This window comes from Maribellus maritimus (assembly GCF_022267315.1).
GTDB lineage: Bacteria > Bacteroidota > Bacteroidia > Bacteroidales > Prolixibacteraceae > Draconibacterium > Draconibacterium maritimum.
Window position 1 is genome coordinate 169,652 of sequence record NZ_JAIKLE010000002.1, and the last position, 21,519, is coordinate 191,170.

Annotated in this window: 11 protein-coding genes; 2 read left to right on the plus strand and 9 right to left on the minus strand. The window is 39.5% G+C overall.

The genetic code is table 11. The features are described 5' to 3' along the window. Positions 1-24: 24 nt before the first annotated feature. From K5G00_RS02795 to K5G00_RS02830, 8 genes are all read right to left on the minus strand, one after another. Positions 25-1,677: an arylsulfatase gene (locus tag K5G00_RS02795; protein ID WP_238764136.1), complete on the minus strand. Its 1,653-nt coding sequence runs from the start codon at positions 1,675-1,677 to the stop codon at positions 25-27. Positions 1,678-1,706: 29 nt separating this feature from the next. After that, the gene (locus tag K5G00_RS02800; RefSeq protein ID WP_238764137.1) at positions 1,707-3,548 is read right to left on the minus strand and encodes a glycoside hydrolase family 2 protein; all 1,842 of its coding nucleotides are present in this window, start codon (positions 3,546-3,548) and stop codon (positions 1,707-1,709) included. A gap of 90 nt (positions 3,549-3,638) precedes the next feature. Further along, positions 3,639-5,051, minus strand: a complete 1,413-nt coding sequence (locus tag K5G00_RS02805; RefSeq protein WP_238764138.1) for a sulfatase family protein — start codon at positions 5,049-5,051, stop codon at positions 3,639-3,641. Between the two features lie 134 nt (positions 5,052-5,185). Further along, positions 5,186-7,261, minus strand: coding sequence for a LamG-like jellyroll fold domain-containing protein (locus tag K5G00_RS02810; protein ID WP_238764139.1), 2,076 nt, complete (start codon positions 7,259-7,261; stop codon positions 5,186-5,188). A 162-nt stretch (positions 7,262-7,423) separates the two neighbouring features. Further along, entirely contained in the window at positions 7,424-8,917 is a 1,494-nt protein-coding gene (locus tag K5G00_RS02815) for a RagB/SusD family nutrient uptake outer membrane protein (protein WP_238764141.1), read from the minus strand. Between the two features lie 12 nt (positions 8,918-8,929). Further along, positions 8,930-11,983: a SusC/RagA family TonB-linked outer membrane protein gene (locus K5G00_RS02820; protein WP_238764143.1), complete on the minus strand. Its 3,054-nt coding sequence runs from the start codon at positions 11,981-11,983 to the stop codon at positions 8,930-8,932. Between the two features lie 98 nt (positions 11,984-12,081). Continuing rightward, on the minus strand, positions 12,082-14,403 hold the full coding sequence (locus K5G00_RS02825; RefSeq protein WP_238764144.1) for a family 43 glycosylhydrolase: 2,322 nt from the start codon (positions 14,401-14,403) through the stop codon (positions 12,082-12,084). A 97-nt stretch (positions 14,404-14,500) separates the two neighbouring features. Next, positions 14,501-18,571 carry a hybrid sensor histidine kinase/response regulator transcription factor gene (locus K5G00_RS02830; RefSeq protein WP_238764145.1) on the minus strand — a complete coding sequence of 1,357 codons (4,071 nt, stop codon included), beginning with the start codon at positions 18,569-18,571 and terminating at the stop codon, positions 14,501-14,503. Between the two features lie 479 nt (positions 18,572-19,050). On the opposite strand from K5G00_RS02830, the gene K5G00_RS02835 reads away from it, so the two are divergent. Both K5G00_RS02835 and K5G00_RS30125 read left to right on the plus strand, forming a co-directional pair. Beyond that, positions 19,051-19,254, plus strand: a complete 204-nt coding sequence (locus tag K5G00_RS02835) for a hypothetical protein (RefSeq protein WP_238764147.1) — start codon at positions 19,051-19,053, stop codon at positions 19,252-19,254. Between the two features lie 150 nt (positions 19,255-19,404). Further along, complete coding sequence (locus tag K5G00_RS30125; RefSeq protein ID WP_394800852.1) at positions 19,405-19,584, plus strand: hypothetical protein; 180 nt, start codon at positions 19,405-19,407, stop codon at positions 19,582-19,584. Positions 19,585-19,699: 115 nt separating this feature from the next. Here the strand turns inward: K5G00_RS30125 and K5G00_RS02840 are convergent, their stop codons facing one another. Beyond that, positions 19,700-20,932 (minus strand): ROK family transcriptional regulator, encoded by a 1,233-nt coding sequence (locus K5G00_RS02840; protein ID WP_238764149.1) that lies wholly within the window; start codon positions 20,930-20,932, stop codon positions 19,700-19,702. Positions 20,933-21,519 lie beyond the last annotated feature (587 nt).

Below are 21,519 nucleotides of genomic sequence, written 5' to 3' on the forward strand. Positions count from 1 at the left end.
ATTTTTTTAATTTCAGTTCCTGATTTATTTCTTTTCGGAACTGTTTTTTTCTTTGTACAGTTTTTGAATTTTATTCCAGGCCAGCACATGATTTGCCTGTGCCCATTCCTCATACATTTTTTCCATTTCATTTACCTTTTCCGGTTGTTGAGAAGCAATGTTGTGCATCTCCGACCGGTCGGTTTCCAAATCATATAATTCCCATTCTGTTTCACGTTCTTTATTCCATTTTGAAACCAGTTTATATTTTCCCAGTCGTACCGCTTTATTTCCCTCATGTTCCCAGAATATGGGTTCAGTATGAATAGGTTTATTTTCACCTTTTAAAAGCGGAACAAGGCTTTTTCCTGAAGTTGGCACAATTCTATTTCCCCGATATTCCTCAGGATAAGTCGTTTGGGCAACGTCAACAAATGTGGCCATAAGATCGGGCAAAAATCCGTATTCCGAAACGATTCGGCCTTCATTTTCTTTTGGAATTACTTTGGGCCAATGCGCAATAAATGGTGTTCCTATTCCTCCCTCGTGCACCCAGTGTTTGTATTCGCGGTAGGGGGTATTTGAAGCATTGGCCCATGCACCGCCATACGACAAGAAATAGCCTTCTTTTGTATCCAGTTGCTCTGCCGGTCCTCCTCCCAGTTCCCCGCCTTCAGCACAGGCGCCGTTGTCATTTAAAAAGATAATCAGCGTATTGTCTAATATATTTTGGTCTTTTAAATGACTAACAAGTTTTCCTATGTTCTGATCCATTTGGTCTATCATTGCCGAATAGATAGCTCGTCGCAGATCCATTTCTATTTTCTTTTCCTCGGACAAAGTGTTCCAATCGCGCCAATCCTGGGGAGACAAATCCCATTTCTCATCAATAATTCCCATCTCTTGCATTCTCTCATAACGGGCTTCCCGCAGTTTTGTCCAGCCTTCCATGTATTTTCCTTTGTATTTTTCAACCACTTTCCGGGGCGCATTTAAAGGCCAGTGCGGTGCAGTGTAAGCCAGGTATAAAAAGAAAGGCTTCTTACTATTCTCTGTTTTTGCTTCATCAATAAACTGAATGGCATAGTCGGTAAAAGCATCGGTTGTATAAAAATCGTCATCGCTAACCGAAACCGTATCGTTCATGTAAGTTATACCTCGTGGATAAACCGGTTTAAAGAAATTGCTTGCTCCGGGAATTAACCCGTAAAACTTATCAAACCCACGTTGTAAGGGCCATTTTGATTTATCGGATATTCCGAGGTGCCATTTGCCGGTCATCAATGTGGTATAACCGGCTTCTTTTAGCACTTCGGCAATTGTTACGCAGTTTTTATTCAAAAAACCACGGTATTCAGGAATTCCCAAATCGTGTTGAGCAAAGTCAGCGGGAGTGTTGGTCATGTGACCTATTCCGGTTTGATGCGGATAGCAACCCGTCATCAGGCTGGCGCGGGTTGGGCAGCAGCGTGCTCCGTTGTAAAACTGTGTAAGACGCAGCCCCTTGTTGGCCAGCGCATCTAAATTTGGGGTTTCCACTTCTCCTCCGAAACATCCCGGATCTGAATACCCCATGTCGTCGGAGAGAATAAGAATAATATTGGGTTTTGGCGACGATTCCGTATAATTTTTGTTTTTTTGTAAATCACATCCGCCTAATAATATAAGCACCAAATAAAAAAATATCTGTTTATTCATAACCCGACTTTTAACTCTTTTTTTTTTAATTATTCCTGATATAATACCGAATGTAGTTCATGTAATTTATCGACAGGAATTTTAATAAGCTCCCTGTCGTAGGTCATCAAACCATTTACTTCGCCTTCCACATCTGTGGTTTGTGTGTAAACTGCCGCAGAAAGTCCTTTGGTTTTTTTCATTTCAACAATCTGGTTGAATTTGTAAATATAGGCATCTAATAATTCCTTTTCTGAATGATAAGTCTGATAACCCCAGTTTCGCATCTCGGGATTCCACAAATTTGTCTCTATCGGATACCCGATTCCACCAAATTCACCAATAACAGAAGCTCTGTCCAACGAAGCAGGAGGTATGCGTACCTCAGTCTGGTAGGTATGAATATCATAAACATCACCACAATTTCGAAGCGCCCAGCCACTCACTGCATTTACTAAACGGGTGGGATCGTAGTCTTTTACCATTTTTGCAATTCTGCAGGTAGCATACTGGCCCCAACCTTCGTTGAAAGGCACCCACATTACAATACTTGGTGAATTGTAATGAGTATCAATCATTCTGCGAAGTTCCAGTTCAAACTGTTGCGCATCTTCATTTCGAACATTCAAATCGGGCCCGTTTGGCCTTACGTGTTGGACATGTTCCGGTCTTTCATTTCCTGTTTTTGGAATAACAACCATCCCGGAAGGCATATCCTGCCAAACCAGCATACCCAGTTTATCGCAGTGATAAAACCAGCGGTCAGGCTCAACTTTTATGTGTTTCCGAATCATATTGAATCCCATTTTTTTTGTCATTTCAATGTCGTATTTCATTGCTTCATCAGAAGGAGGTGTGTGTAATCCGTCAGGCCACCACCCCTGATCAAGCGGGCCATATTGAAAAACCGGTTGGTTATTTAGGAAAAGGTATTTTGTTCCTTTGTGATTTTCCAGACTAATTTTACGCATCCCAAAATAACTTTGCACTTCATCAATTTTTTCACCTGCCTTATTAAAAAGTTTTAAGTTCAAATCGTATAAATTAGGAGCATCGGTCGACCATAATTCAGGATTTGGGATATCGATTAAGCCTCTAATATTTGCCGGAATTTCAGTTTTTGCCACTTCTTTTCCCTGAAACGAAACCACCGTCTCAATTTTGTATTCCGGTTTTAATGATTTGTTTAATACAGGAGTTACCGCGATTGTTTTTTTATCGATATCGGGAACCAGCTTCGCCTCTTTCAAAAACGCTTCCGGAGAAACAGCTTCCATCCAGACCGTCTGCCAGATTCCGCTTACCGGAGTATACCAGATTCCCTCCTGAGGCATCTGTTGTTTCCCCCGCGGCTGTGAGCCAAAACTTGATGGATCATCCACACAAACAACCAATTCCTGTTCTCCTTTTCCGGTCAGATATTCTGTAATATCAAACGAAAAACGATCATAAGCTCCTTTGTGTGCACCCACAACAGCACCATTTATAAAAACAGTAGTTGAATAATCAACGGCTTCAAAGTTCAGAATTACATTTTTCTCACTCCAGTCCGTCGGAATTTCAAAAGTTCGTTTGTACCAAATCCGATCGTCTGGTTTAACCTCGCCCATTACTCCCGAAAGCGATGATTCCACACAGAAAGGCACTAATATTTCGCCTTGATATTTTTTTGGTTGTGCCTGGTTCTTTTTTAAAATGGAGTAGTTCCAAAGTCCATTTAAGTTTATCCAGTCTGAACGTTCAAATTGCGGACGTGGATATTCCTGCCACACATTTTCAGGCGTAATTTCTGCTGCCCAGCGGGTTTTCATTTTTTCGCCGGCCGGTTGCCATTTTTGAGCAAATGTTGTAACAAAGGTTACCAATAATAGTGTTGTAAGTTTAAATTTCATTTATTTTATTTTTGATTGATATTCAATTTGATTAAATACTTGATTTTATTCGACAAAAAAGAAACTTTCGTAATTTTCCCTGTAAATATTTCAGTTTTCAAAATGGTTCCCTTTTCGGGCATTGTTTAGCTCTTCAAATGAATCAATTGCCGTACCGGGATCGCCTTGCTTTGTCATCCATTCATCCAGTTTTTTTGAAAGCTTGTTTTGAATTGCTGTAAATCCCTCCCGGTTTGATAAATTATTCATTTCATTTGAGTCGCTTGTCATATCGTACAATTCTTCAGGCGGTCGTTTCTGATAGCGAGTCACCAAGTCCAGTATTTTTTGATCGCTTGAAGCTTCAAAAATCCAGGACGGCCAGTATTGATTTTCCGTCATTCTGGCCATCAAATGTTTTTCGATATAAAGATTTTCGTGGGCGAGATTTTTGATATAATGATATTTTCCATCGGTGATTGAACGAATGGGGTAGGGAGGCCCCTCCGGAACGTTGTTGTGCATAAAATAAGCAAACTCGCGGTGGGTATCCTTTTCTCCCAGCAGCACCGGGAGAAAGCTTGAACCATCGAAGCCCGCACTGGTTTTATAATCCAGCGCATCAAGCAAAGTTGGCAAGACGTCGTTGTACTGGATTAGCGCATTGGTACACGTACCGCTTTTCACTTTTCCGGGCCACCGCACAATCAACCCGGTATGGACGCCATTGTTCCAGTTGGTCCATTTGCAGCCCGGAATCTGTGAACCCTGTTCAGAAGTAAAAATTACAATTGTATTGTCTTCAATACCTTCTTCCTTTAAAAGGTCAAGCGTAGTACCTATCTGCTGGTCGAGTACTTCTATTTCTGCAAGGTATTTTGTGAATTCACTGCGCATTTCTTTGGTGTCGGCAACGTACTCCGGCAAATTCAGTTTTTCGGGATCAAAATGTGAGGGATCGCCCACCGTCCAGGGAATGTGGGGAACCACCAGCGCAGTAACCAGGCAAAATGGTTGTTTTCTGTTTTTGGTTATAAAGTCCCGCAAACCGGCTGCATCGTAACCGGCTGTTTTTGAAACACAGTCGCGTTCAACTCCATCAATCATTTCAAAAGGATAAACCTCGCGAGGGTTCGCATGTACCTTTCCGGCAATCCCTACACGGTATCCCAAGTCTCCCAAATACTGAACGATACTTGTTGTTCCGCTGCGCGCAATGGAATGATTCCAGCAAACGCCGCTGGTGGCGGGTTGCAAACCGGTATACAATTCGGCGCGGCACGGTACACACATCGACATGGTAACAAAGGCGCGGTTAAACGTCATCCCCTGTGAAGCCAGTTTGTCGATTTGTGGTGTTTTTACATTTGTTCCACCATAAAGCGGCAAATCACTGTATGTACAGTCATCTGCTATAATGATAAGAATATTGGGTGTTTTATCCAATCCTGAAATTTGCGGTTTGGGTTGACTCCAAAGAACCGGGCAAATTAATAACAGAAGTAGGGTCAGGTTTAGTTTCATTTTTTAATATTTCGAGTGTTCGATGTAAAAATATTCATTTTTGACGGATACAAGGAGACAAAACACCAATGAAAGCAAGAGTCGACCTTCATATGCGGTTATATTTGTTTTTTGTTAAGTTGAACATTATCTTTTTAATTTGCCAAAATCAAACACTCGGACCAGGCTTCTTTTTCAGTAAAAACTTTTAGTAAATACATTCCTTTTGTGAGGTTACCTAAGTTTATCTGACCGGAGTGCACAGGTTGTAAAGCTGTCATTGCCCTTCCGTTTAAATCGAACAACCGGAATTGTCCCTGTTCTTCTACTACTTTGCTGGAAAACCTGATGCTATTGGATACGGGATTAGGAAAAAAAAGATTAAAATCCGATGGTTGAGCAACAGTAGTGACGGCCGTTAGCAGGTCGTCAAAACTTTGTGTTATGCCCTTGCTCATGATCGATTTGATCTGGTTTGGGCTGAGAACTTCCCTGGTCCAAAAAAGTTCGTCGATGCTTCCGTAAAGAAAGGCCCTTTCTTCCGTTTTAAAAGCACCCAGCACAAATGGTCCGAGCGATTGTTCTGTGCCAAAATCGGCAATTCCTTTTAATTCTCCATTTACATAAATGCTCTTCATCCTTTTTTCGGCATCGTGAACAATAGCGATGTGGTACCAGGTTTCGGGATTAATCACCTCAAAACTTTGTGCCCTGATTCCGCTTTCGAAAGAAGCAGGCATATCGCCATTTAATATTTCCATCATTATCCTTCCGGGTGGTGTACCTCCGGCGGGGTCTTTTTGATGAAGGATGGTCATTCCGGCATTGGCAACATCGGTTGATTGATCCATTTTTACCCAAACCCCAAGCGTACTGTTTTCTGCGCCTGCATTTATTAGCGCATCCTGTAGAGTTACATATGCTGTATTGTTAAAATTTAGTGCTTTCCCGAATTTACCATCAGTATAGGTTTCAGTACCCTTTGTTAAATTGAATATAACATTTTCGGGTGATGCATCTGTCAGGTTTTCATCAAAATTAAACTCCATAAAAATTTTTGTCGGATCAGGAGGTAAAGTGGGGTTATTCTCTCCTGTTTCAACTTCCTGAATTTTATGAAAATCATCGATAAAGGCATAATTAAACTGGTTTTCTCCGGTTTCCGGATCATCTTCGATGGTGGTTGCAGCAATTAGATTATTCAGGAGCCAGGGCATTGTATTTCCATCGAAGTTTGGTCCCCAGCTGATTTGGTAAGAATAAGTAGCTATATTGAACGATTCATACTGCGTCAGGAGTTCGTACACTTCCCACAAATAGTGTTTTCTGTTCTCAAACCACGGACATCCGCTCAAAAAGTCGTCCCATTCTTCTTTGGGGCGGCGTTCATTTAAGGCATGGAAAATATATTGATGCACCAGCATATCAGCCGAATAATTGTATTTCGAAGCAAATTCTGAAGGAATAAGATCCCGGGTATGATCCTGCCACCAGAAAACCAGCGAGAATTCTGTCATCAGTATTTTCTGATCGTCTCTTATCCTGGCATCTGCATAGCTGTACATTGAAACAATGTCGTTATTGTTTTTGTGGTGAATGTGTAAATCAATTCCCTCAATCCACGGTGTTTCTTTTACAAAGTTCAACATTTGAAGCACACCGTCCGTATCGCGGTAGAAATCGTATAACCTGTTAAAAGCACCGAAATAGATTGGAATGTCTGCTTTTCCGTTTTTATATTCGTGAACCCGATTACACATGAATTGGTAAAACGGAGCCAACCTTGTGTTTCGTTCCAGGTCGTTCATCGATTCGATAAAGGGCTCGTTACCCACCACAATAATGTCGATTTTCCCCCAAACACGATCCAGAACGCGCTGGAGAAATTCATTATATGCGACAATTTCTGCACTTGTTGTATCAGGATAAGATTGGTTATGAAAATTCCATTTGATGTTGAGAATAGTTTTGTACCCGGCATTTTTCAGGTTTAAAAAGTCCTCGAGTTGATCGTCAACATCAGTTAAGCTACTCTGATTTTCATAATACTTGAAAAACTCAAAAAAGCCCCTTACCCAGGTGGTTTTTGTTCGGCCCAATTTGTCGACGTCCTCTGCATGAAACAGCGATTCGTTAAAGTTTATACCCATTTCCTGTGCATGTATCCATAACGATGTAAACATCAGGCAAAGCGCAAAAATCCCTTTTATAACTATATTTTTACTTTTCATCTCATTCTATTTATTTCTTCGGCTTTGTTAAATCTTGTTGTTGTATCTCTTTTGACTTGATAAATAAACAATAATCAATTATTTATTTAGCCAAACCATTCGACCAGAATAAGCAGGGCTGCATTTTTTTTATGCAGCCCCGCTAACAAACTAAACCAACTATTAATATCCTTCTCTCTGGTCCAATGCCGGATTGGCATCTACTTCTGCCAAAGGATAAGGGAAATAAACCTGTTTCGGCGAGGTGGTTAAACCACGTTCTTCCGCATATTCCAAAAATTTACCGTGGCGGATAAGATCTTCTCTGCGTTTTCCTTCCGAGAAAAATTCCCATCCACGTTCATCCAAAATCAAATTTCTGAAATTGTTTTGGTCGCCAACTTCGGCTAAAGTATAAGGAGTTACACCTGCCCTGTTGCGTATTTCATTTATCAAATTTATAGCTTCCTGGGTAGGGCCGTTTAATTCATTCAATGCTTCTGCACGACACAGCAAAATGTCGGCATAACGAATGTAAGGTACGTCGCAACCGCTAAAATTCCCGGTCTGGTCGTTATCAAAATATTTCAGACTTCGGCTGTTATCGGTATTTGCCGTTCTTAAATTAACAAGGTTGCCACCTGCGTTGTAATACATTTCCACAATAGCTTCTTTCCTTGCATCATTCGGATCAAAAGAATCTACAAATCCGTCACGTAAACTAAATTGTGTGGGCCAGTTAGCCATACTTGTTGTCCATTCAAACTCGGGAATATTATCCGCAGTTCTGAATCCGGGAGGGAAAGCTCCGTTTTGATAGTCGTTGTTGTAACCACCACTTTCGTTTCTCAACGACCATGTTACAATCATTTCCTTGTTTGCAGGATTGGTCTGGGGTTCATTTTCAACAAAAAAGGCAGCTCTGTAATCCGGAAACAATTCGTAGTAATTCAAATCCATAAGTACCTGTGTTGCATCCAAAACTTTATTCCACTGTTTGGTGTTCATCAGAAATTTTGTCAGCGTAGCATAGGCATGTCCTTTGGTCGCTCTTCCAACCTGAGTTTGCTCTGATGGTGCTAACAAATCCTGGGCAACCGCATTTAATTCTGTTTCAACAAAATCAAGAAATTCCTGTTCGGTTGGAAGTCCAAGCTCTTTTGGTTGGATGGTCAGATCGCTTGTTGTCCGGAGTGGCACCGGTCCAAAATATTTGTACATAAAAACATATTCGCAGGCACGGATAAACCTCGCTTCTGCTACCACCATTTTTTTGAAATCCTCATTAACTGCCGAGTCATCGATGTTATCGAGTAGTGTATTTGCATTTCGGATAGCTGTATACGGGCGAGACCAGAGTAACCCCTCAAGATGATTGGTCGATGCATCCCAGTTGAAATCCATAAATGGTTTCATTTCGCGTTCTACGGCGCCAATACGCACCCTGCCCATGTCGGTAGTTACCTCGTTAATCAGAATTTCTGTTCGAATGCCGGAACCCGGTGTGTAGTTATTGTAGGCAGAAAATAATAATGCTTCTATTCCGTCTTCATTCTGCAAAGCGTTAGCCGGAGCAAATTCAGCTACAGGATATAATTCGAGTTGGTCTTCACAGGATACAATTGCCATCAAAAGTAGCAAGGTTCCGACTATCTGTTTTACTATTTTATTTTTCATGTCATCCATTTTTTAAAATTCAACATTCAGACCCACCATATAAGTTCGTGGGAGCGGATAAGCGTTAAAATCAATTGCTGCTGTGTTACTTCCACTGGCATTGGCGCCCGGATCGGTTCCCAGGTAATTGGTCACTGTAAACAGGTTCTGAGCTAAAACATAAATCGCCAGTTTGTTGAAAACGCTGATATTCTCTACCGGCACGTCGTATCCAAGGCGTACCGACTGCAAGCGGATATAAGAAGCATCTTCAACGGTTATCGTGTTGATCAAAGCCGTTGTTCCTCCGGAAGCGAGCGGATTGACAAAGGATGGATACTTGTTGGAAGGATTGCTCGGTGTCCAACGGTTTAATAGTGGTTCTGCTATGCGGTTTTGTCTGAAATTATTTGGGAACATTGAATTGGCCAGGTTGGCATTTAATTTATCAATTCCCTGTACGCCTTGCATTACAATGTCGAGTGAAAAATTTTTAAATTGAAGATTACTGGTAAGGCCCCATGTAAAATCAGGGATAGGTTTTCCGATGATGGTCCGGTCTTCTGCATTAATGGTTTTATCATCATTCAGATCGCGGAATTTCAGGTCGCCTGGCTGAACATTGTCATTGGTTACACTAAAGTCATCGCCTTCCTGCCAGATTCCATCAACAATATAACCATAGTAGGAATCCAGAGCTTCTCCTGGTGTAATGATTGAAAAATCAGGAATCTGTGATAGACCTCCACGGATGATATCTCCGCGATCGCCAATGTTGAGTACCTCGTTTTTTAATGTTGAAATGTTACCGGCAAGATTCCAGTAGAGATCGTTTGATCTGATGATATCCCAGCTTAGCGAAAGTTCAAAACCCTGGTTCCGAACGCCGCCCATATTTTGTACCTGACCGGAGAACCCCGTGTTTAATGGTTGAGGGATATAAACAAGTAAGTCGGTTGTTTCTTTGTTAAAGTAATCAAAAGAACCCGTTAGCCTGTTTTCCAAAATGCCAAAATCAAAACCAACATCGATTTGAACCGCTTTTTCCCAGGTCAAATCCGGATTGGCAATTCGTGATGGAGTAATTGTGCTGTAATAGCTGTCTCCGAAGGGAACCTGCGAACCGGTGGAGAATGTTTGATAAGTCAACTCGTTTCCGATAGTTGCATTCCCCGTACTACCAATGCTGAATCTTGGTTTTAGTTCACTTAGCCAACCGGCATCAGCCATAAAAATTTCGTTATGCATTTTCCAAGCGATTGCAGCCGATGGGAAATAACCAAATTTATTGTTTTCACCAAAACGCGAAGAACCGTCAGCCCTGATGGAAGCAGTGATTAAATATTTATCCATCAGTGAATAATTTACTCTGGTCAGATAGGAAATAAATTTAGCCTGTGTACGTCCACTCCCCAGGTTATTTAATAAGGGATCACCGGAGCCAATGGCATTGGTTCCCAAATCAGGAAGGGCATATCCTCGTCCGTCGCCTGCGAATGTTTTGGTTTGAAAATATTCGTAAGTTGTTCCCAATAAAGCATTCAGTCTGCTCTGTTCAAACTCTTTAGTATAATTTATGGTTCCTTCGGCAGAAACATAATCTTTTCGACCTGTTTGAATGGAAGCGATTCCTCCGGTACCTGCACCAGACACTGTAAAAGGCTGAATAAAAATATTTCTCCTTACATCCTGCACATCGCCACCCAGTTTTACCTGAGCTGATAATTCAGGCAAAATAAAGTATTCCAGATAGGTATTTCCAAAAAAGCGAAAAGTTTCAGCCGTCGCATCTTCACCATCAAGAATGGCCAGTGGATTATCCCCAACAAAAAACTCAGATTTTCTGTAACTTCCGTCTTCATTGTAAGAAGGAATTACGGGATCGTAATTCACAGCCGTGTAAATTGCACCTCCGTTTTCGTTGATTCCGAGACCCGTTGAGGCGAAATCGTCATGAATGTATGAACCATTAAAACTGACTCCTGCCCGTAGCTTTTTATTTTCGTCGTATGCGAGATTAAATCGCATGTTATATCTGTCGATGGCAGAGCCCTTCACCAATCCTTCCTGCTCGAAATAGTTTATTGATGTAAAATAGGTGAGGTTATTTGAACCTCCCGACATTGTAATGTTATGATTCTGTGTCCGTGCTGTTCTGTAAATCAGATCTTGCCAGTCGGTTCCGCCCCCTTCAATTTGATCGATCCGCTGCAATTCATCACCTCCACCTAAATCAATAATGGAATTCAATACATCTTTGTATTCCTGGGCAATTAAAACATCCAGCGGCTTGTATACCTGCTGGATACCATAGTAGCCATCATAACCCACACGAAGTTTTCCTTCTTTACCTTTTTTAGTAGTAATGATTACAACACCATTTGAACCTCTTGAACCATAGATTGCAGTTGCCGAAGCATCTTTCAGAATTTCAAGAGATGCAATATCTGACGGGTTTAACGAATTTAACGGGTTTCTTGGATTCTGGTTTCCTGTGAAACCAACTCCGCCGGTGCCGGCAACACTTCCATTGTTAACGATTATACCATCAATTACATAGAGCGGTTCGTTTCCTGCCTGGATAGAACCCGAGCCTCTGATGCTGATGCTTAATCCTCCACCTGGTTCGTTACTTTTTTGCGAAATTTGCACACCGGCAACACGCCCCTGTAAAGCCTGTTCAACAGAAGCATTTGCTCCCGGATTTAGTTCATCGGCTTTTACAGAAGTTACGGAGCCTGTTAAATCGCTCTTTTTTACAGTTCCATAACCAATTACGACCACTTGTTCCAATTCTTCAATATCCTGTTGAAGAATTACATTTATTGCTGATTGTCCGTTAACCGGAACAGTTTGTGACAGATAGCCAATAAAACTGAACATCAGGTTTCCGTTTGCGGGAGCAGTAATAGAATACTCTCCGTTGAAGTTCGTAGTGGTTCCCTGAGTTGTTCCTTCCACAATAATCGTCACACCGGGAAGCTGCTCTCCTGCATCGCTTTTTACCACCCCCGTTATCTTATTTTGTGCAAATAATGCTAACGGAAGGATAAACAAGACTAGAAATAATAATTTAAGCTTGTTCATAAATTCGATTAATTTGGTTTATACAATATTAAAATCTTTCATGTGTTACCTACTTGAAATTGATTCAGAAAAACTGGAATCTGAATTAACCAGATTTTCTATTTTTCTGAAAACATTTGAAATCCAATGTCTATCTTATTTGTTGTTGTATCAAAATCTGTAAATCTTTTTTCTCCGAAAAAATCAACAGGAAAGGCATTTTTCAAAGTCCCTGCTCCAATTGCTTTTGACCCTTTTTTTAATTTGAAATTTGAATTTCCGGGATTAACGAAATGTGGATTTCCTTCAAGATTATCAGCAGCCCAGTTTTCTGTGTTTAGCTCCTGAGCGGTTTTAAAATCGGCGGCTTTGTATGAGTATCTGCAAAGGCTTAAGGTTTCATTATTAAAAAACAAGTTGTTTTGAATTTCTGTCCATTTTTGTTCCCGTGCTGACGTAGGATCTGAACCTTCATAGGCGTCAGCAACAAAAAGTGCCGCGCCATAATTATTGGCAAAAATTGAATTAATAATGCGGTTTTGCGCCGGCACTCGTCCTAATTGGGAAATGGCTGCACCTTTCGACATTCCCCGGTTATTTACCACTGTGCAATGGCTCATTAACAGGGTTGATCCGCCGTTCATAACAATATTTCCGCCTTCCAGAAGTGTAAAGTTATTATTTAGTAAACTGTTTATAAAACGTAAGGTGCCGGTCTGTTTTAAGTCGGTTATAAACCATGCAATCCCTCCGTTTGCCTGCGCTTTATTGTTGCTGATATTACAATTGTAAAAACGGGTGTGATAACCGTTATCAGCGTTACAATTTACATATACCGCTCCACCGTTGAGGTTAGCCTCATTGTTTATTATATCGCAACCAACAAACAGGGGACTTGCTCCATTGGCGGCATATATTCCCCCACCATCTTTTATTGCATAGTTATTTGATATGGTACAGTTTACAAACCGAACTGATTCACCACCATTTTCAAGCCAGATTCCTGCACCGTTTCCTTCAGTTTTTTGGCCTGTATTTTTCCCGCCGGTTACGATTAATCCGTCAATTCGAAGGTATTCGGAGTTGACTATAGTGAGCACGTGAGCTGTTTTTCCCTGTCCATCAATTTTTGTTGTTGTCAACATTTTTCTGTCGGATAACTTTTTCTCAACCCCCTTGAATCCGCCATATATATAAAGAGCTGTTTTTCCTTCAATCTTCAGCATGTTTCCGTAGTTTCCCCCGGCAATCCAAATCTGAGATTTCGGCTTTGCCAGTTCAACTGCTTCTTGCAGAGATGTTAGAGCTGTTTTCCATGATTTCCCGTTACTGTTGTCTCCTTTTTCAGAAACATAAATTACCGGCATTTTTTCTGTTGCTGCCGATGGAAAGGGAACAACAGGAACCAACCGTTTTTTGTCATCCAGTTTCATTTGCAAAAGGGCAGCATTCTCACGCCATTGTGCCGCTGCTTCATCGTTGCCAAACATGGTTGCCCGGATGTTGCCATCAAAATCATCAAAAATCATATTGTGCCCACCGTGCGGAATGGCAATGTATGCCTCTGAATACGGACCGGTTATATTTTCTGCCATTGCTATCATACAATCATACCGGCCATCAGCGGTCCGGCGGTTTACATCTGTATTTCCAAATACATGGCCTTTTTTAGGGCTTTCACAATTCCATTCTGCTGCCATCAGGTAGTAGAGACCATTTTTGTAATACATATTTACACCTTCATAACCCACTTCCTTGCCGCTGGCATCTTTGGGAAACACAGGAGGGGCGGTGTCGGCAAATCCCATCATGTCGGGCTTTAGCTTTTTCATATTCCCCGGTCCCCAGATATACCAAACCGTCCCGTCAACATCTTTAAACAAAGTAGCATCGATTCCTTTGACCATTGCGCCTTCCTTTTTTACGTCCTCATATGGTCCTTCGGGTTTTCCTGTAGTGCTTTTTAATAATCCCGAACCATAGCCGCCGCTAACCGAATAGGTAATCCAAAAATTGTTATTGATATAGTGAATCTCCGGAGCCCAGATTCCACGAACCAAACGCCCGTTGGTTCTTTTTATCCTTCGTTGAGCTTCGTTACTGGCATCTTTCTCAAAAGTCCAAACAAAACCGTCATCACCAATTATTTGCCAGTCTTTTAAATCTGACGATTCCCAAACGCGGATACCCTCAGCTACTCCCCAGTTGTCGTCAGTTGTTCCGGTAAGATAATATTTGTTTTCGGGGCCTTTGCATACGGCAATGTCACGCAGGTGGTATTTAAAAAGAGGCCACACATTGGGCATAGTTGGTTCAATGCTGTCAATAGCATTTTCAAACATGGCCGATACCTGCGGATTTAATGTTTGGCTTTTTAATTCATTTTTTGAAAAGACAATTAAAATAAAAATCAGGAATAAGGTCGATTCTATCCGTTGCATAAGATTTAAGTTTGATGCAAGAATCGGAAATAATGTGTTTCTGGAACTGGAATTTAAGTTAAAAAAAAAGGAAAATGAGAAACTCGTATTTTTCTAATTAGTTCATATTTAAACCTTTAATCTTGTTTAGCAATTCTTTTCGATATTCTGTAGGTGTTTTTTTATACACTTTTTTAAATACCTTGCTAAAATAGTTTGGGTCGGTGAAGCCAACTTCGTAGGCAATGTCGGAAATATTAAGTGCGGAATCCGCCATTAATTCAATGGCCTTTTTAAAACGCAACGACTGGATATAATCGGAGCCAGACATGTTGAGCAATTTTTTAAGCTTTAAATAGACGAGGGTTTTACTTATCCCCAGTTTTTGGGCGAGTTCTTCTGTGTTAAGGGTTTCACTTTCAATATTCTCGTTGATTATTGCAGATACTTTTTCGATAAAATCTTTGTCCTTGTCCTGGAAATTCAGCCTTTCCAGATCGATATGCGCTCCGGTAACAACTTTTTCTTTTAGTTTTTTACGCATTTCGATAAAGTTGCGTACATGGAGGTCAAGTTCATTTAAATCAAATGGTTTTCTCACATAGGCTTCGGCACCCGCCTGCAATCCGGCTATTTTATCTTCGTGTGTGGTTTTTGCGGTGAGTAAAATTACGGCAATGTGACTGGTAGCTTCATCTTCCTTGATTTTTTCACAAAACTCTATTCCATTCATTTTCGGCATCATCACATCGCTGATAATTATATCGGGTTCTTCTTCTTTTACAATTGTTAATGCTTCTATTCCATTTTGAGCACATTTTACATCAAAATGTTCTGAATAATGCTCCATCAAAACTTCTGCCAGATCTACGGTGTCTTCTACAATTAGTAGTTTGAATTCCTTGTCATTGTTCGGTTTTTCTTTCACCGGAGCAGGGCTTGTAGTTACTTCTGAAATACTTTCCAAATCCAAATTATGTCTGATTGTATCTCTGTTGTTCTCGAGTTTGATATTTGAAATTCCCTGGTAATTCAGGGGCAGTTGAATTTTAAAACGGGTACCTTCATCCATTTTACTTTTTACTTCGATGGTGCCGTGAAGATATTCCACCAGGCTCTTAACCAGCGTGAGCCCTATTCCCGAACCACTTTTTTGTTCGTTTTGCCGGTAGTTCATGTAAAAAGGAGTAAACAAATTTTGTTTTTCTTCTTCGGAAATGCCCTTCCCGGTGTTCGAAATACAAATATTTAAATGCTTCTGGTTTTTATCGCTAATCTCGTCAGCTATTTTAGCTTCGCAAATTATTTTTCCATGAATGGGAGTATGTTTTAGTGCATTTGAAATCAGGTTTGCAATGATTTTTTCAATTTTATCAGGGTCGAACCAATATTCGTACTCGTCGCGGTTCGCTTTAAATTCGAAGTTCACCCGGTATTGGTCAAAAAGAGGCGTAAAAACCAGACAGGTTTCACGCAGGAAGTTAACGATATCGCCTTTCTGCAAAACAAGTTTGGCATGTTTGGTTTCAATTTTTCGAAAATCCATTAACTGGTTAAACAGAAATGAAAGCCGCTTTGAGCTTCGGCTAAGACGCTGGAAGCGTTGTTTTAGATCTTCTGAAATATCACTCCTGTCAAACAACTGATCGATACTTGAGATAATAATGGAAAGAGGAGTTTTAAATTCATGGGAAATGTAGGTGTAAAAATTCAGCCGCTGCTGACTTAATTCTTTAATTTTTTCCTTTTCAATTCGTTCCAGTTTTAGAGCTGCCTTTTCTTTTTCCTTGTCGATTGTGATTTTTCGGTACAGAAGGAAAATTCCTGCTATCAGGAAAAAGTAAAGTACAAATGCACCAAAAGACAGATAAAAAGGCGGTCGTATGCGTATAATAAGATTTTTGCTGTTTGCACTTTCAATGCCATCGTTGTTTTCGGCCTTTAGATGGAAAGTATATTTTCCGGGTAATAAATTAGTGTAATTGGCACTGGTTTTATTTCCCATTTCATTCCAGTTCTCATCAAAACCTTTCAGATAGTAGTAAAATTTGTTGTTCCCCGCTGATATGTGGTTTACTGCAACAAAGTCAATTGTAAATGATTTTTGGGAATAACTCAAAGTAATTTTATCGGTTTGATCGATCGGTTTTGTTAAAATCCCTTTTTCGGATATATGGACACTTTCATTCGCGAGTTTTAAATCAGTAAAAATCAGCTGTGGTTTTATTTTATTATCAATTATCTCAGAAGGATTAAAATAGCTTAACCCGTTTACATGACCAAAGTAAAGTGTACCATCAGCATCTTTATAATAAGACGCAAAATTGAATTGCATTTGCGACAATCCGTCGTTTCTGTTGTAGTTTCTAAATTCCCGGGTTTTGGGATTAAACATGGATAATCCCTGGTTGGTACTGAGCCAGATATTGTGATTTACTGCTTCCAGTATTCCGTAAACAGTATTATTGGGTAGTCCGTCTTCCATACTTAAATGTTGAAAATTTTTGGTGAGCGGGTCATAGATATTAACTCCTCCATCCACGGTTCCAAACCATATTTTCCCTTTGCTGTCTTCGTTTACAGCAATAATCTTATTGGTTGACAAAAACTCCGGCTCCCGGTAAAAACTGATGGAATCGTTTTTCTTATTGATAGATGCTATGCCGCCATGCCGGATACAAAACCACATATTTCCATGGTTATCCTCCAGGATGCTGTATATAAACAATTGCCCCAGTTCTTCTTGTTTGATAGGCTTTAGTTCTTGAGTGTCATAATCATAAAGGTATACGCCCCTGCGGGTTCCTACCCAAATATTTTCTTTTGAATCTTTATAAATACTGTAGACCGAATTTTCGGTAATGCTGTACTTGATATCCGGAAGAATGGAAATATTTCTGAATTTTCCTGTCCGGGGATTGTAAATGTCAATCCCTGTCATAAAATGTCCAAACCAGATGTATCCGTTCTTGTCTTCGCATATGGCATGGATGTTATTCGAGCTGAGACTGTTTTTCTCCTGATGCTGGTAGTAATCCAGAATTTCTTTCTTTTCAGTATTAAAAGTACATACGCCTCCGTCTTCTGTGGCAATCCATAAAATTCCTTTTGAATCTTTATACAGTTTATTTACCGCCTTTCCGCGAAGTTCATTTTGCCCGTCGCCCGGATAAATCGTAAAGAATCCCTTGAAATTGCCAAGATTGGTATAATTAATTCCGCCAAAATAAGTTCCAATCCACATAATATCTTCCTTGCTCCTGAGCACACAGTAGGTGGCATTATCATTTAAAGAATACTCAGACTTTTCCAGCGAGTGTTGAATATTAACGGTCTCTTTTGTTGCGGGATCCAGGATAAAGATTCCCAGTTCACTACAAATCCAGATATTCCCGTTTGAATCATCTTCAATGTCACGCACAACTTTAGTTTCAGCCTGGTCTGTTTCTGCAAGTCTTATTTTTAAAAAAGTTTTGTTTTTTGTATCAAACAGGTACAAACCACTGTTCTCGGTCCCTACCCAGTAATTACCGGCATGATCGATAAAAATTTTATTAATGACACTGGTCTGTAATCCGGGAGTGTTGGTTGTATTGAAGTATTCGATTAAAACTCCATCGGAATTTAATACATAGACCCCTGAATTTGTACCTGCGTAGAAGGTATTTTCAGCACTTTCAGCAATTGATGCAATTGGTTCATTTTGTAACGAAACGAATTTTACAACTACGTTTTGTTTTGGGTGGTATGCATAAATTCCCCGGTGGGTTCCAATTAATACCGTACCTTCTTTTGTTTCAAATAAAGTTATAACTCCTGGCAAGGGGTGTTCTTCAAATAATAAAGGTTCAAATTTGTCAAAACGGCGGTTGTATTCGATTACACCTCTGTCTGTTCCGGCAAACAGGCGATTATCTTTTGTAACTATAACATTTGTGAAAAAATTTGATGGGATACCAACATCATCTTCTTTATAGTAGCGTCTGATGTTGTAACTGTCGTATTTGTTTAAACCTTGTTTCGTAGCAAACCACACAATTCCGGATTGTTCCTGTGCAATATCATGAACGGTGTTGTACGTCAATCCGTCCTCGTTATTTAGTTTTTTGAATACATAACGGTTTTCAATTGCTTTGGCTGCAACCCCCCACAATAATAAAATTAAAATATATGTTACTCCCCTCCACATTCTTTTTCAAATATACTATTTGCCTGAAATTTGTATTGCCTGATTTTTTCTGTTGTTTTATTTTTTGTGAACCGGACTTGTTAACTGACTACTACAACTTGTCATATTTTCCCAAAATCATTAATAGATACATCCGGCAAAATAAACAAGAAATAAGTTTTTCCATTTTTTGTTGGATACAACTATGCAAGAGAGTAAAACTTTAAATTGTTAGCCTGCAATTTCAGTTATAATTACTGGAATTTGATTCAGTTTTAATTTAAAAGTCAGTTACATCCACCAGCTTGTTCAATTAGAATAATACAAGAATAATTGAAGATGCATCATTCCTGAGATTAAAATATTGTTACTGACCTACGTCTTCCTGTAAATAATGGGTATTGACAATGTTTTTAAAAAGCTAAATATTATCTGGTGATCAAGAATGGCAGGACGCATTAACGGAATGCAAAAATATAATCGAAAATTCGCCACACACTTTGCTGGATGATTATGCAAGTGTATTTGACCAGTCCGATCCGGCAAACCAGTGTAACGACGAATTAATTTGGGTAGTTGATGTTGATACTACGCCAACATGTTTGGAACGGGCAGGAGCCCAACATCCGGATAGTATTAACAGCAGGAAAACAAATAGTTTAGATGGAAAAATCAGCTTTTATAACGCACCCGATTCCAAATAACCCTTCAGGTGTGCCATGTGCGCATTCGTACCAATGATGGATGTATTGCGTCAGTGTGTGGTCCTGTTTTTTATTGTTTGAAGGGAATTGACAATCGTAATTTTAATGTTTTAAATGGTATCGCCTCCGGATTGCCCAGTCGAAGCAGAAATGAATAAGAATTTATTTGAGGGTGTAATCACTTTGAAAGGGGAGGGATACATCAATCAAAAGAAAACAAATTTTAAAGCGATACCATATTATACTTGGGAAAATCGAGGAGTAAGTGAAATATGCCTGCCTGTTATTGAAAATGAAACAAAGTTGAACAAACATAAAGAAAGCCCGTGAGAAGATTTTACCACACGGGAATACTTGGAAAACGGGTCATAATTTTACAAAAAACTCAATTGTGAGGGGTACAATCACTCTGTAATATCTTCTCTGAAAAATAAAAAGCGAATAATCATTCTTTAGCCAACAATTCCAGATCCATTATCTTTTCGAGCACCAAAGAAACCGCTCCGATAATTGTTGCCTGTTCGCCAAATGTAGATGGAACAATAGGCATATCGGTATTTGTATGTAATAAATATTTTGATTTTTTGGCTTGAACTAAATCAAAAAGAAATTGCTCGTTTAACGAGATTCCTCCCCCCAGATAAACTACTTCGGGATTTAAGAGGTTTGCAATAATTCCAATTCCTTTACACAGGTATTCGATAACCTCGTTATATATTTTTAAACACGACTTGTCGCCCATTTGGGCTGCTTTTGCTACTAGTTCAGCGGTTATCAGGTTTGGATTTCCGTTGCAAAGTTCATTTAATATTTGTGAAGAATCCTGGTTTGCCAAAGCATGTTTACCTAAAGCAGCAATACGGTGTCCTGATGCCAGCGCCTCCAAACAGCCATACATTCCGCATTTGCATTTTACACTGCTTTCGGTATCAACCGAAATGTGTCCAAATTCACCAGCAAAGCCAACATGTCCTTTCACAAGATTGCCTTCGATAACCAATCCTGAAGCAATACCGTACCCCAGATTTATTACCGCGAAGTTTTTCAAATTTTGTTTTGCACCTAATTTTAATTCTCCTAATGCCATCAGGCGTGTTGAATTATCGTAGAAAAAGGGAAGACCCAATCGATCTTCCAGTTCTTTTCTTAAATCAATTTTTGACCATCCAAAGTCAGGAGAAGACTCAATCATACCGGTTTTACTATCCACAAGTCCGGCCACCCCTATACCAACACCCCACACTTTGGAATTAGGTTCTTGTCTGCTTTTAAGTTTTTGTATAACGTTTGCGACTTTTTCAATTATACTGGAAAATCCCTTTTCTATTTCTGTCGGGACTTGTATTTCGTAAACAAATTTTGCGTTTAAATCTACAAGACCTCCTCTTATATAAGTAGCTCCAAGGTCGATACCAATAATATAATTACCTTCATTTTTGAACTTAACAATCATAGAAGGCCTGCCTCCGTTTGAGCTTCCAGTTCCTATATATTCTGCCAGATTATCTTTATAAACTAACTCATCAACTATTCTTGTAATTGTCGGGGGGGTGAGTTTTGTTGCTTTTGAAAGTTCGGAGCGGCTAATTTGCCCCTTTTGGTTTATCAGTTTTAAAAGTACCTTTTTGTTAGCAAGATGCAATAGTCCTGCATCCATCTTAGAGAATTCGTTCTTCATGTAAAATAATTTGCGACAAAGATATTAAAATAATATTATAATGTATGATTTCTTTGTTCATTTATAAACTTTGTATTTCATATTTCTCTCTTTTTGTAAGTTTTTTTAAATTAGTTTTAAAATAGTATATAAAATTATTGTTAAGAGCTATTTTGTATGATTTTTGTATTTTATTATTCTGTTATTCAGTTGTTTATCTCTGTTTTTGCTGCATTTTTTATTTTGTAAAATATTTTTTTTATCGTAAAAAAAACCTATTTGTATTGTTTTGTGAAATATTATATTTTATATTTGAAAATGATATTAAAAAGTATGATTGATGTATGGCTATCGAGTTTGAAATAGAAAAGTGGAAGATTGGCCAGCCAGGCTTTGGTTGTCGCGATGTGATAAGTTAGGACTCTCCGTTTTGGTGCTGAGGTTGATGTGGTTGGGGAAATGGTTGAAGAATAAGCGAATGTGCACTCTTATTCTTTAGAATAGAAGCATTCAGTATTTTTAAGATGAGTGCAGTAATCAATGGGATACTTTTCGATATAGGTTTCTTTAACATAGTCAAAAGTTTCGCGGTAGTTTAAAACAATTCG